At 59.0% G+C, this 12,663-nt stretch carries 11 protein-coding genes; 2 read left to right on the plus strand and 9 right to left on the minus strand.

Annotated features, from left to right (window positions below; translation table 11 throughout):
- Positions 1-39 precede the first annotated feature (39 nt).
- The 5 genes from IF189_RS14100 to IF189_RS14120 form a co-directional block, all read right to left on the minus strand.
- Positions 40-831 carry a 2-keto-4-pentenoate hydratase gene (locus IF189_RS14100; RefSeq protein ID WP_192553537.1) on the minus strand — a complete coding sequence of 264 codons (792 nt, stop codon included), beginning with the start codon at positions 829-831 and terminating at the stop codon, positions 40-42.
- Positions 828-2,579, minus strand: coding sequence for a bifunctional 3-(3-hydroxy-phenyl)propionate/3-hydroxycinnamic acid hydroxylase (locus IF189_RS14105; RefSeq protein ID WP_192553538.1), 1,752 nt, complete (start codon positions 2,577-2,579; stop codon positions 828-830). The genes IF189_RS14100 and IF189_RS14105 overlap by 4 nt, the downstream gene beginning before the upstream one ends.
- A gap of 13 nt (positions 2,580-2,592) precedes the next feature.
- The gene (locus IF189_RS14110; protein WP_134826857.1) at positions 2,593-3,603 is read right to left on the minus strand and encodes a VOC family protein; all 1,011 of its coding nucleotides are present in this window, start codon (positions 3,601-3,603) and stop codon (positions 2,593-2,595) included.
- 9 nt (positions 3,604-3,612) lie between these two features.
- Positions 3,613-4,482 carry an alpha/beta hydrolase family protein gene (locus tag IF189_RS14115; protein ID WP_134826858.1) on the minus strand — a complete coding sequence of 290 codons (870 nt, stop codon included), beginning with the start codon at positions 4,480-4,482 and terminating at the stop codon, positions 3,613-3,615.
- A gap of 169 nt (positions 4,483-4,651) precedes the next feature.
- Positions 4,652-5,257, minus strand: a complete 606-nt coding sequence (locus tag IF189_RS14120; RefSeq protein WP_085710178.1) for a TetR/AcrR family transcriptional regulator — start codon at positions 5,255-5,257, stop codon at positions 4,652-4,654.
- Between the two features lie 195 nt (positions 5,258-5,452).
- On the opposite strand from IF189_RS14120, the gene IF189_RS14125 reads away from it, so the two are divergent.
- A complete protein-coding gene (locus IF189_RS14125; protein ID WP_134826859.1) occupies positions 5,453-6,526 on the plus strand; it encodes an amidohydrolase family protein in 1,074 nt (357 codons plus the stop codon).
- Between the two features lie 110 nt (positions 6,527-6,636).
- A complete protein-coding gene (locus tag IF189_RS14130; RefSeq protein ID WP_134826860.1) occupies positions 6,637-7,932 on the plus strand; it encodes an OmpP1/FadL family transporter in 1,296 nt (431 codons plus the stop codon).
- Here the strand turns inward: IF189_RS14130 and IF189_RS14135 are convergent, their stop codons facing one another.
- The 4 genes from IF189_RS14135 to IF189_RS14150 all read right to left on the minus strand — a co-directional run bounded on the left by IF189_RS14135 (position 7,933) and on the right by IF189_RS14150 (position 12,636).
- Complete coding sequence (locus tag IF189_RS14135) at positions 7,933-8,886, minus strand: fumarylacetoacetate hydrolase family protein (RefSeq protein WP_134826861.1); 954 nt, start codon at positions 8,884-8,886, stop codon at positions 7,933-7,935.
- Positions 8,887-8,953: 67 nt separating this feature from the next.
- Positions 8,954-10,072 carry a VOC family protein gene (locus IF189_RS14140; RefSeq protein ID WP_413038523.1) on the minus strand — a complete coding sequence of 373 codons (1,119 nt, stop codon included), beginning with the start codon at positions 10,070-10,072 and terminating at the stop codon, positions 8,954-8,956.
- 163 nt (positions 10,073-10,235) lie between these two features.
- A complete protein-coding gene (locus IF189_RS14145; RefSeq protein ID WP_134826863.1) occupies positions 10,236-11,477 on the minus strand; it encodes an OprD family porin in 1,242 nt (413 codons plus the stop codon).
- A gap of 103 nt (positions 11,478-11,580) precedes the next feature.
- The gene (locus tag IF189_RS14150) at positions 11,581-12,636 is read right to left on the minus strand and encodes an amidohydrolase family protein (RefSeq protein WP_225739967.1); all 1,056 of its coding nucleotides are present in this window, start codon (positions 12,634-12,636) and stop codon (positions 11,581-11,583) included.
- Positions 12,637-12,663: the final 27 nt, after the last annotated feature.

The raw sequence follows: 12,663 nt of genomic DNA on the forward strand, positions 1-12,663 counted from the left end.
GGCCAGGCCACGACAGCCTGGCGCAGAAGGACGGGCAGGTCAGATGAAGCGGCAACGGATCTGGCCAAGTCGGGTCAGGTGCAAGTGCAGACTGTCCCCGGCCACGACAGGCGTCATCGGCCCCAGGGCGCCGGAGAGCAGCACGTCGCCGGCCTGCAAGGGCCGGCCCATCCGGGCCATGGTGCGAGCCAGCCACAGGCAGGCGTCCACCGGATTGCCAAGGCATGCGGCACCGACACCGATCGAAGTCGTGGCGGCATTTTTTTCCAGCAGCATGCCTTCCAGCCGAAGGTCCAGCGAGGCGAGTGGAGTCGGCTGTTTACCCAGCACATACAGCCCGGATGAAGCGTTGTCCGCCACCGTGTCCACCAGCGATATGTTCCAGTTCTCGATGGCCGAGTCGACGATTTCCAGCGCAGGCACCACGTACTCCACCGTCCGCAGCAGTTCCGCGAGGGTCGTATCTTCATATGGAAGTTCGCGGCCCAGCACGAACGCAATCTCGCCTTCGGCCTTGGGCTGGATCAACTGACTGATCTGGATCTCACCGCCATCGGCGATTTCCATATCGGCGAACAGCATGCCGAAATCCGGTTGATCGACGCCCAGTTGCTGTTGCACGGCAGCCGAGGTCAGTCCGATTTTACGGCCGACCAAGCGCCGTCCCTGGGCCAGGGCCCGTTGGGTGTTGATCTCCTGTACGGCATAGGCGCCGGTCAACGAATCGATACCGAAAGTGGACGAGATCCGTGCACAGGGTTCGCGTTGCTCCCGTGCTCTGGCCAGGGCTGCGGCGGCGTCTTGCAGAGGCTGCAAAGGGAACTGGCTCATGCGATTTTCCTCAGCAGTCGAGGCTCGTCTGCGACGACTTCAGCACTGGGGCTCCATTGCAGCTGGAACTTGAGTTCGTTGATGGCCCGATCCAGATCCGCGGCCTCGACCATGGCGAAGGTGAATTTGTCCGGGCGCACCACGGCGACGGCTCCGCTGGAGAACCCCGAGCGTTTGAACCAGGCGACCATCTCGCCCTGCACGTCCTCCAGCTCGAGCAACTCTTTAGTATTGGAGCGATCGGTATTGGCGCCCTGCGGACGGGTGCCGAACGGGAAGAGGGTGGCGAAACGCGTGTTCTGGATGTCCAGCAGTTTCCGGGAGGCCTGACTCAGGTGGGCCCGTGGATCGACTTCAAGACCGATCAAGGCAAAACCGTCGCCCAGCAGGTCATCGAGCAATACGCGCCGGCCCTTGAAGGTGCGGACTTCGGGTTGCGGAATCATCCGGCCTTCAGGCGAGCGCCGGTGGCGGCGTGGCATGCCCAGATAGCTGTCAGGGGCATAGGTGGGGGCCGGTTTGAAACGGCCTTCACGAACATAGCGGCCGAGAAATGGCGTCGCCAGGACGGTCTTGACCAGCAGGTTGCGCATCAGGCTGGAAACCGGGCTCGACATCGAGACGAAGTCTTTCATCTGCACCGAAATATCAATCATCGCCTTGGCATGGTGGAAGCGTTCGCTGCCATAGGTGTCGAGCAGTCGCTCACCGGCTTGCCCCTTGATCACGGCGTCGATTTTCCAGGCCAGATTATAGGCGTCACGCACACCGGAGCTCATGCCCTGGCCCATGAACTGCGGCGTCATGTGGGCAGCATCGCCGGCAATCATTACCCGACCCTTGCGCCAATCTTTCGCCACCAGGGCGTTGAAGGTGTAGACCAGCTTGCGTTTGACCTCGAACTTGTCCGGATCGACGTAACGGCTGATCAGGCTGCGCACCACGGTCGGGTCTTCCATCTGTTCGCGAGTCTGGCCGGGCATCAGCATGAATTCGAAACGATGGAAACGACCGGGCTGAGGACAGCAGACCGTCGGGCAATCCGGGTCGCAGATAAAGCTGAAGTAGGGCAGATGACGCAAGGCATCCTCGCCTTCCTTCATCTCCAGGTCGACCACCAGCCAGGGTTCGGGAAAGTTCTTGCCGCTCATGCCGATGCCCAAGGCCTCACGGACCGTACTGCGGCCGCCGTCAGCCCCCACCAGATAGCGCCCGCGAATGGTTTGCGGGTCCGGATCGACTTCGGATACCTGACGGGCATCCGTCGCATCACTGAAGCGGAAGGTGCTGGTGGCCTGATGGGTCACGGTCACCCCATGTTCATCCTGGGTGAACTGCGTGAGTTCACGACCACGGGCAACCCGCACATTGGGGTAACGCTCGAGCAGATCGCTCAGCGTGGTTTCCAGCCAGGGCTGGTAAAGGAAGTTGATGATCGGCCAGCCATAGGGGCGATCGAGGCGCCAGTACTGGCCGAGGATCTTGCCATTGGCCAGCACCCATTGAGCAGGTGTATCGACTTGCATGTTGGCTGAAAGCTCGGCGGCAACACCGGCCGCCTGCATGACGCGCATGCATTCGTCGTCCGTATAGACCGCCCGGGCGTTGCCATAAAACATGGGCTCGCGTTCCAGTACCAGCACCGACAGACCACGCTTGCCGAGCAGATGCGCGAGCGTGGCGCCCGTCGGGCCGAGCCCGGAAATAATCACGTCGACGCTCGTTACAGACTCGTTTTTGTTATTCATGACGATATCTCTCTTACAGCGGTGAATATTCGGGCTTGAGCAACGAGCGCGTGCCGCGGGCGAAGTTGGCCAGGTTGGTGGTCAACGTGTGCCAGGCACCGCTTTTCTCCGGGCGATGCCCCCACAGACTGATGCCTTGATAGGAGGTTGTGCGCCAATGCGCCTCATCGACCACCCTGGCGTTGCAACCCAGTTCCAGCTCGAAACCGCTGGGGCTCATCACGTAGAACGATTGCTCACGGTCGTTGGGGTGCTCTCCGATTTCGTGGGCCATTTCGAAACCGAGGGTCCGGCAACGCAAATAGGCGTTGGTCAGTTCACCGACCGAGGTGGTCAGCATGTTCATGTGCTGTATGCGGGTACGAATCGGATCCATCGGCAGGCCACGCAAGCGGGCGATGGCAATCGAGTGGTGACGTTCGTTGACCCGGAAGAAGTCAATGTCCAGGGTCACTCCGGCAATCCGCTCGACGATGTGGTCGCTGGCTCTGGCATCAAATATTTCCTGCCAGAAGCGCTGCATCTGCTGTGGTTTGCGCGAGGTGATCGCCAAGTGGCCCATTCCGGCGGAACCGGTGATGAAACCTGCACTGAGCATGTTCAGTGGCTTGTCGGTCAGCAGCGGCTCCCAGAACAGCTCGACGGCCATGCGTTTGGGGCCGAGCACCCGCCAGAACCTTTTCACCCCTCGTTGTGCGGCTTCTTCCGGCTGGCTGGGTTGCGCTTCGATACCGAGGCGTTGCAGGCGCTTGAGCACTTCGTCGAGAGTGGACTGGTCGCGTAATTGCCAGCCGACGGCAAGAAAATCTTCCTGCGGACCGCGCTGGATAATGATCCGCCGCTGGTGTTGATCCATACGAAAAGCCAGGGTTTGCTCGTCCGAACTGGCCAGGTGCAGGCCGATGCCGTGCTGGAGCAGCTCACGCCAACGCGCCAGGTGGCGGGACTCGATCAATGCATAGCCCATGCTGCTGGCGCCGAAGATGTCCGGCGTTGTCCGACTGATCGTTGCTTGATTATTCATGACGACAACTCAGCGCGCGGTGCGACTGGCGAGGAACGCCAGAGTCACGGAGTTGAATTCGTCCGCACGTTCCCACTGCACCCAATGACCGGTCCGGCTGAACAGGTAGAGGTTGCAATCCGGCATGCGACTGCGCAGCGCCTCGCCGCCGCTGGGACGATTGACCTTGTCGTCCGCGCCCCAGAGCACGAGGGTCGGAACCTGGCAATGCTTGAGGCGTGAATCGCGGGTGAAGTCCCAGCGCGAGAACCGGGGAATGCCCGTTGGCCGGCGCAGGGGAGGAGCTGCAACGACCTGCGGGTCGATACTCGCCTCAAAACGCTCGCGGATCATCTCGTCACTGACCTGGCTGCCGTCATACACCAGGTAGTCGCGGATAAAACGCGTGATCTTGGCCAGCGTCGGGCCTTCACCGTTGTAGTAGTCGAGCAACAGCTTGAGACCCGGTGTCGGCAGACTGCGAGTGGTATTGACGCCACCGGGGCCCATCAGCACCAGAGCCGACACCCGGCCGGGTGCATCCAGCGCCATGCGCAAGGCACAGGCACCACCCAACGAGTTGCCCACCACGTGGGCGCTGCTGATGTTCAGAGTGTCGAGCAGGCCGAGCATCGCCCCCGCCAGATCGCCGAAGGGGTCTTTGCGATCCACACCTTTGGTGGATCGGCCGTAACCGGGCATGTCGACCACAATGACCCGGAACTGCCGGGCAAGGGATTCGATATTGCGCGAGTAGTTGGAGAGCCCCGAGGCTCCCGCTCCGCCACCGTGAAGCATCAGCAGGGGATGGCCGACGCCCGTTTCGCTGATGAAAATCTGCCGACGACCCACTTGTACCGTTCGCGAGGTCAGGGCAGGAAGAGGTTCTTTATTGTTCATTGTCAGTTCCTGGCGTAAGGCACTACGACCCGGGCGGTGGGTCAGTGCTTGCGGCAGACTCTAACACTCAAGATTAGAATTGAACAACAGTGTTCAATTGTCTTTTTGCGGGCAATAAAAAAGCCAGATTCCCCAAGGGATCTGGCTCAAGAAAAATCAGCGGAGGACATCAGGCTGCGAGAAGGGGCAGATCCTGAGTAGCGATGCCGCGCGCTTCATCGGCCGGCACGCCGAGCGCCCTGAGTACGAATTCGGCCATATCGGAACCCGCGTCGCGCCAGGTCTTGTGACCCTGAAGTACCAGCATCGTGGCCCCCAGTACGCCACCTCCGATCATCGCCATTACCGAAGGCAGTTGCTCCTGTCGAAAGCTGTATTGCTCACTGCTCAGGCCGCTGAGCACATCGTGCATGGGCGGACCGCTCCACATCTGTTGCAACGTCTCATTGCTGGCCCCGTAGCGCACGATGAAGGCTCCCCAGTGCGGCTCTTCATGGGCGCGGCGGATATACAGGCGGATACCGGTGGCCAGGCGGACGGCAGGGGACGCATGGGGATCTGTACTGCGCGCGGCCCTGTCGTTCATTTCGGCACTGAGCTGGCTGGCGACATCTTCGAACAGCGTCTCCACCGAGTTGAGGTTGTTGTAGATCGTGCCGCGCGCTACCCCGGCGATCTGTGCCAGTTCGCTGACATTGACCTCTTCGACACGTTTCTCGACAAACAGCCGGATCGCAGCTTCATGGATGCGCTTCTGCACGGGACTGAGTTTCAAAGCAATGAGCTCCAACGGAGAGATTCCGGACATTGAACAAGCGCGTTCAAAATAAAGCAAATCAGCGTTTGTCGATCATTGACATGATTGAACACAAATGTTCAATATTGATCTCGAAAGTTGTACGCCCACCGAGCACGGTTCTTTTCCCAGTAGCCGCAGGCGCTCGGTCGAAGCCCAAACAAGAGAGTCAGCATGTCAATCAAGCAAGGCCGTATCGATGTCCACCATCACATCATTCCACCCGCATTCGTCGATGCGATGAATGCCAGAGGGCTGCACTCCGTTGCGGGAGCGCCTCTGCCAGACTGGACCCCGGAAAAATCCATTGAGGTGATGGATGCGAACGGCATCGAGCGGGCGATCACCTCGCTGTCTGCGCCCGGCGTCCACTTCGGTGACGGGGTCCAACAGGCCAGCGAGCTTGCGCGACGCTGCAACGAGTTCGCCGCGCAGATGCGCACGCGCTACCCGAGCCGCTTCGGCAACTTCGCGGTGCTGCCGATGCCGTTCACCGAGGCCGCCTGCCGTGAAGCCGTCTATGCGCTGGACGTACTCAAGGCCGAGGGCATTGTTTTGCTGGGCAGCACCGACGGGGTGTTTCTGGGTGATCCGCGCTTCGACGAACTGATGGCCGAACTCGACCGCCGAAAAGCCGTGGTATTCATCCATCCCAACATGCACCAGACCAGCGAAAGCATCGGTCTGCAGACCCCGGGATTTCTCATTGAGTTTCTCTGCGACACCACGCGCGCGGCGGTCAATCTGATCCTCAGCGGGACCATGGAGCGCTATCCCGGCATTCGCTGGATTCTGTCCCACTCCGGCGGCTTCCTGCCGTTTGTGGCCTGGCGTGTCTCGCTGGCCAACATGTTGCCGGAATTTCAGCAACACGCGCCGCAAGGGGTCATGACCTACATCCGTCGCTTTTACTTCGACACGGCGTTGTCGCCATCACCTTATTCCATGGCGGCGCTCAAGGAGCTGGTGGAACCGTCACACATTCTTTTCGGCAGTGACTATCCCTTCGCCCCGGCTCCCGCCACGGCGCTGCAGTGCCGGACGCTGGAAAGCCTGGAGATGTGGTCGCCGGCGATCATGCATGGCATCAACCGTGCCCATGCACTCAGTCTTTTTCCGCAGTACAGCCAGCCCAATGAAGTGGTCACCCCGGCACCGGTCTATGAGGGTGAATCCTTCTCTCAACGCTTGCGACGCAGCATGACCCGACCGATCGGTGCGCTGGCCGAGCGGATGCGCAAACGCTGAACCAACCCGTCGCCAAGGAAGGCCGGCGACGCTTCACATCATTGAATCCAACGATCCATCCGCGTGCCTTGGGTGTTCGCGCCCACCAAAAAAATAACAAGAGCCAAATCATGACAATAAGAAATCAGCTTTGTGTGCTGGGGCTTTGCCTCACCTCCACTCAACTCCTGGCCAACGGCCTGCAAATCAACGAACAGAGCATCAGCTCGGGAGGCAAGGCTTATTCCGGTCGGGCTTCTGATGTTCAGGACGCCTCCATCGTTTACGGCAACCCCGCCGGCATGTCCCGCCTGGCGGGTGAACACGTCAGTGGCGGTCTCAGTTTCATCGATGTCAGTTCGCGCATCAGCAAGGTCAATACCACGGTGTCGGGCACGTCACACGGCGACATGGTGCCTGATCCGATCGTCGTGCCATCGGGCTTCTACACGCTGCAACTCAACGAGGACTGGCACGTTGGGTTCGGGGTTTACGCCCCGTTTGGCGGGAGCACGGACTACGAAAGCAACTTCCAGGGACGCTACCGCAGTTCGCAGACCCAGGTGAAGGTCGCCACCTTGCAGCCGACGGTCAGTTACCGGATCAATGATCGACTGTCCGTGGGTTTTGGGCCGACGATCAACCGCATCGACGGGCTGCTCGAAAGCAAGATCGCCAACAGCGCGGTGGGCGGGCAGGGCGACGGGACTGTCAAAGTCACCGGCGACGACACGGCCATGGGCTTCAGTCTGGGCATCCTGTTCGACCCGCTCGACGACCTGACCCTGGGGCTCACCTATCACTCCAGAGTCGATTACAACCTGAGCGGAAAGACCAAGGTCTCAGGTGCCAATGGATTGCTGGCACCGATCCCGGGGCTGGGGCTGCCGGGGCTCAACGGCAAATATGACGCGAGCCTGGATTTCACTTCACCGGAAACGGTCGATGCCTCGGCGACCTGGCGCATCAATGATCGACTGGATGTCTCCGCCGGCGCGTTGTGGAGTCGCTGGAGCCGCGTGCAGGAATTGAGGGTGCTGAACTCCGGCGTGCCACAGGCCTATGGCCCTTTCGATACGATCCTCGAAACCCTGAAGTGGCGTGATACCTGGTCGTTCTCCACCGGCATGTCCTATCGCCTGAACAAGCAATGGAAGGTTCGTGGCGGGATCGCCTATGAGCCGACGCCGATGCCCAATCAGTACACGTCCACCCGTGCACCAACGGGAGACCGGAAGATTTTCACGGTTGGCCTGAACTGGCAGATGACCGATCAGACTTCGCTTGATCTGGGATACGGCTACATCCACGAAGATCCGGTGAAGGTTTCACAGGGCACGTCCCAGGGCGGGCTGCGTCCGGGTTACAGCGCCACCTACCAGAACACGGTCAACGGCCTTGGGCTGCAGTTGAATCACAGCTTCTGATCAGTCTTGCTCGACGACAAGATTGCGCTGGACACCCAGATCGACAATGCCGTCCGCGCTGCGGATTCTCGCCTCGACCCTGTCGCCCGGCTTGAGGTAGCGCTCGCGACGGGCCTGGGCCTTCAGAAACAGTTTCCACTTGAGGGCCTCGGGCAGCAGGGCGGCAATGCGCAGGGTGGCGGGTGATGGAATGGCCAGCGCACAGCCGGCCGGAGTGCCTGTGGCAATCAGGTCTCCGGCCGCGAGGTCTTGCACGGCAGACAGTTCCGTCAGGGTCTGCGCGGGGGTGTACACCATGTTCGCGGTATTGTCGTCTTGGCGCAGTTGGTCGTTGACGGTCAGGCGCAGCTGCAAGGCCTTGAGGTAGTGCATCTGGTTGGCTTCGAGCAGGCACAAATATGGCCCGACCGGGCCGAAGGTGCGGAAACTTTTGCCTTTGTAGAACTGCATCTGCGGAATCTGGATGTCCCGCGCCGAATAGTCATTGACGATGACCAGCCCGGCCACGAACTGGTGCAGGTTGCTGTCGTCAATCTGGACCGGGCCGTTGATGTCGCTGCGCATGACCAGGCCCAGTTCAATCTCGTAGTCGAGAAAGCGGACATGGCGTGGCTTGATCAGGTCGCTGTCGGCCGGGCAAATGCAACTGGCTGCCTTGGTGAACATCATGTTGTACGACTTGGCGTTCGGATCCATCCCGGACTCGATCATGTGCTGACGGTAGTTGGCACCCTGACAGACAAACTGCTGGTTGCGGGTGACCGGGGAGAGCAGCCGCACTTGATTGAGTTCGAGTGTCGGGCTCTTCAGGTCGCGCAACTGCTCGATGCTGACTTGCCGGATGAATTCGCCGGTTGTCGCGTATTGCCCAGAAACGGGCGTGATGCGCTGATTGTGAATACGTCCCCATTGGACGGTGTTCTGATATTCGAAACGGACAACCTGCACAGCCATGACAACGACTCCTGGGGGGTGAGGAGGGGGCCAGCGCCAACCTCGTGTGGTTTGTGACGCTGCAAAATCAGGCGAACAGGCGTGCCAGTGTGATCAGCTTGCGCACGCTCAGATCCGGACTGCGGCGAAGATGGCGGAACAAGGAAAGAACATTCGCCGGTGTCAGTTTCGGTTTGGTAAAACTTCTGGGCATGGATTCGCCCCACTGGGACATCGCCGCTGCGCTGACACTGTGCAGGCCTGTAGGCTGGTCGGCAGTGAACCGGTCACCATCACAATAGTGCTCGTGCTTGTCGCCGAACGGGTCCTGCCAGTAATCGAAGATCTGGCTTCCAAGAATGTGCCGGCCAATACCCCAGGCATGGCGCCAACCCTGGTCCCGAAGAACCTTCTGGCCCATTCCGACGGCGTCCAGATCGACCACCTCATAAGCGCTATGGCTGTAGGCCGGCATGAATCCCTGGGCCAGGGCCAGCGTGTGATGGTCGGCTGGCGTGTCGCCCAGATTCAGACGCAGGAAGGCCACCGCCGGCGAACCGTCAGGCAACAACTGCACATCGCTGGGAATGAATCCGAAGTGTTGTGTGTACCAGGCGCAGGTGCGCTGGAAGTCCGCCACTTCCAGCACGAGATGGCCAAGGCGGATGATCTCCGGTGGAGCAATCGGCGGACGCTGGGTTGCATTGATGCGCACCACACTATCCCCAAGGTTGAGTGGCAAGGGCGAGCGATGGGGCCTGGAGCCAACCACCGACTGGCCATGAAGGGCCTCGACGAGGAAACCGGACGGGTCGCGCAAGGTGACTTGTTCGCCACCTCCGGGGTGATCGCACGGCATGATGGGTGATGCTTGTGGTAACAAGCTCAGACGCTCCAGGTCGGTACGGGAACCGACACTCAGACCGAAACCAATAAAACGTGGCTTCTTGCCGCGGTGTACGCGATAGCAATAGGGAGTCGGTCCGGTGCCACGTAAAAGCAGCAGATCCGCATTGCGCAGAACCGTCAGCAGCCCGAAGTCCTGGAGAAAGCGCTCGGTTCGTTCCAGATCCGGCCGTTCGAAAATCAGATGAGTCAGTGCACGGGCGCGTACAGTGGGAGCCACGTGGCGTGCTGGCTGTGCGGGATTGAGCTTCACTATGGGAGCCTCTAGGCGCAAGAGTATGGCGTAGCGCAAGTTGAACATGGTCGTTCAATTTGAGTCAAATGTGTCGCCTTGGTGGATTCCGGAAAACATAAATTTTCCGGACCAGGCCGAGATCGATTTTGTGAAGGTCTCTACTGATCTCAAGAAATCAGACCCGCGAACATTGACTGTCTGCTTTTGCCCGAAAGCTCCCATTTCATACTCACCACAATTGGACAGAGTAATCCACATTGACTCTCAACTCGCCGACGTTACGCGCAAAGTCACTGTTGTAGTCGGCTTGACGAATCCTGAATGCCACATCCTTGAACGTGCCGCTTTGAATCACGTAGGAGAGCTCTATTCCACGTTCGCGTTCTTTGCTGCCTTTGGCATCACCCGGCAGTTCAATGTGATCGCCCTTGATGTAGCGCCACATACCGCGCAGCCCGGGAATGCCTAAAGCCGCAAAGTCGTAGTCGTACCGAACTTGCATCACACGCTCGTTGGGATTAACGAACTCGGAGACCAATGCGCCTTCGGTGTTGACGTTGACACTCGTACCTGAAACGTAGGGCAGGGCCGTATCGCCCGTGAGTTGCATGTAACCCACGCCCAGGGAATGAGCACCCGCCAGCCAGGTAAACATACTGCTCAGCGTTTGGTTATCGACGGCTCCTGCTTTTTCATTGCCGTTTTCACGACTGTTGAAATAACGTAAATCGGTCTTGAAACGGCTGTGCCCAAGGTCCAGGAAATGCACCAGGTCGATATAGTCCTGCTCATACAGATCGTTAAGCGTGGCGTGGTAATAGCGGGTAGTAAGGGTTTTCGACCAGTTGTAGTCAGCCCCGACAATATTCAAATCGTTTGAGGTCGCCCCGGCCTTGAATCGGCGGTTGGGATTGGCGATTGCCATGGGTTCAAAATCAGTGGAGTCGCGATATTTGATGCGATCCAGATGCGCAACATGCAACGTTAACCCATCCATTTCTTTGGACGTCAGGTAGCCCCCCCGCAGTAAAGGCGGGAACAACCGCATGGTGTTAGCCAGCAACACAGGCATCAAGGGTTGCAGTGTGCCCAGTTGCACCTCTGTCTTTGAGTAGCGCGCCTTGGCAGCCAGGCCGAATTTGGAATAATCATCTGCAACTTCGTGAGTCGAGGCGTTATACGCCAGTATTCCGGTGCCGGTTCTACCAGGGCCTGAATCAAGCTTCACGCCGAGCATTCCGACGGCATTCAAACCCAAACCGATCGTGCCTTCGGTATAGCCCGAGGCATAGTTGAAAATGAAACCCTGTGCCCACTCTTGTGCCTGGGACTGGCCACTGCCATCGCGATAATCCCTATCGTAATAGAAGTTGCGTAACGTCAGTTTTGCAGAGCTATCGCTGATGAAGTCATTTGCCTGCAAGGATGAACTCATGGCGACGAGGGTCGTCAGTACGAAATATTTATTCATTTTGGCCTTCATTTTGTTGTTATTGATAGGCGTGTACTGAATGAAAGGCGAACGAATCCGCCTCGCCGACAAACGAGGTCGGCGAGGTGGATTTATTGCGTGTTCAGTTTTTTAGATGTGGAAATAACGTCAGGCCGGATTGACGATTGATGGCACTTAACTGACCTTTGGAGAAACCCTGGTAAGTGTCCAGGTTACGTGTGAACCATTTGACCTTGTCGTTGATTGCATAGGGTATGTCACTGCCAAAAAGCACATGGCCGGGGCGCGCGAACGCCATCAGGCTCGGCAGCACGGTCGCACTGGCGGACAGTGCAGTATCGAAATAGAAGTTCTGCATCTGGCTGATCAGTTCTTGAGGGGTAAATCCCAGGCCAAGATTGCCCAGGCTTTGCGCAAATCGGTCAGCCCCGTAGGGAATGAACCCCCCAGCGTGGGACAGAATGATTTTGACGTCAGGGTATTTGGCAGGTACTCGATTCGCCAGCAGGCTCAGTGCCGCGCGGGTCGTATCAAAAGGATAATCGGCCGTGGGGCCAGGAATGCCAGGGATAAGCTCCAGCCTGGGTTGAGTTGGGTGGATGAGCACGACAGCCTTGTAGGCTTCCAAAGCCTGCCAGACCGGATCGAAGTGGGCGTCGCCCAGGTAGAGACCGTCGTAATTTGAAAGCAGAATCACGCCTTCGGCTTTCAACACCGTCATGGCGTGTTCCAGCTCCTTCAAGGCACCTTCGATGTCTTGCATCGGCAGGGTCACAAAACTGCCAAAGCGCCCTTTATGATCACTGGCAAGTTGCGCGGCGTATTCATTGACGCGACGCGCCATGTCCAGGGCCGCTTGCCCCTTCCAGCCCGCGACACCCGGCGCAGTGAGCGAGAGCATGGCCATGTCGATGCCCAGGCTGTCCATGAACTCGATGTCCGAGACGGGGTTCCAGGCTGGCATTTTCCAGCCTGACGGATCGCCGCCATTTTTAGCCAGGTCGGCAGCCCAGAAATCCGGAACGAAGTGATGGTGTACGTCAATGCGCCGGGCATTCGGGTTGATCATTCCATCCGAAAACGGTGAAGCGGTAGAAGCGGCGGCAGGCATTACGGACATGACAGCACCTGCGGAAATGGCTACGCCTGTAGCGTTCAAGAAGTCTCTGCGTTTCATGGCGGTTTCCTTGTCAGCGACGAATTT

This window comes from Pseudomonas sp. IzPS59, assembly GCF_014863505.1.
Classification (GTDB): Bacteria; Pseudomonadota; Gammaproteobacteria; order Pseudomonadales; family Pseudomonadaceae; genus Aquipseudomonas; species Aquipseudomonas kribbensis.

What these genes read in the sequence shown, in the direction of transcription:
- IF189_RS14100 (WP_192553537.1), bottom strand. Translation starts at nt 831, where the DNA reads ATGAGCCAGTTCCCTTTGCAGCCTCTGCAAGACGCCGCCGCAGCCCTG.
- IF189_RS14105 (WP_192553538.1), bottom strand. Translation starts at nt 2,579, where the DNA reads ATGAATAACAAAAACGAGTCTGTAACGAGCGTCGACGTGATTATTTCC.
- IF189_RS14110 (WP_134826857.1), bottom strand. Translation starts at nt 3,603, where the DNA reads ATGAATAATCAAGCAACGATCAGTCGGACAACGCCGGACATCTTCGGC.
- IF189_RS14115 (WP_134826858.1), bottom strand. Translation starts at nt 4,482, where the DNA reads ATGAACAATAAAGAACCTCTTCCTGCCCTGACCTCGCGAACGGTACAA.
- IF189_RS14125 (WP_134826859.1), top strand. Translation starts at nt 5,453, where the DNA reads ATGTCAATCAAGCAAGGCCGTATCGATGTCCACCATCACATCATTCCA.
- IF189_RS14130 (WP_134826860.1), top strand. Translation starts at nt 6,637, where the DNA reads ATGACAATAAGAAATCAGCTTTGTGTGCTGGGGCTTTGCCTCACCTCC.
- IF189_RS14135 (WP_134826861.1), bottom strand. Translation starts at nt 8,886, where the DNA reads ATGGCTGTGCAGGTTGTCCGTTTCGAATATCAGAACACCGTCCAATGG.
- IF189_RS14140 (WP_413038523.1), bottom strand. Translation starts at nt 10,072, where the DNA reads ATGTTCAACTTGCGCTACGCCATACTCTTGCGCCTAGAGGCTCCCATA.
- IF189_RS14145 (WP_134826863.1), bottom strand. Translation starts at nt 11,477, where the DNA reads ATGAATAAATATTTCGTACTGACGACCCTCGTCGCCATGAGTTCATCC.
- IF189_RS14150 (WP_225739967.1), bottom strand. Translation starts at nt 12,636, where the DNA reads ATGAAACGCAGAGACTTCTTGAACGCTACAGGCGTAGCCATTTCCGCA.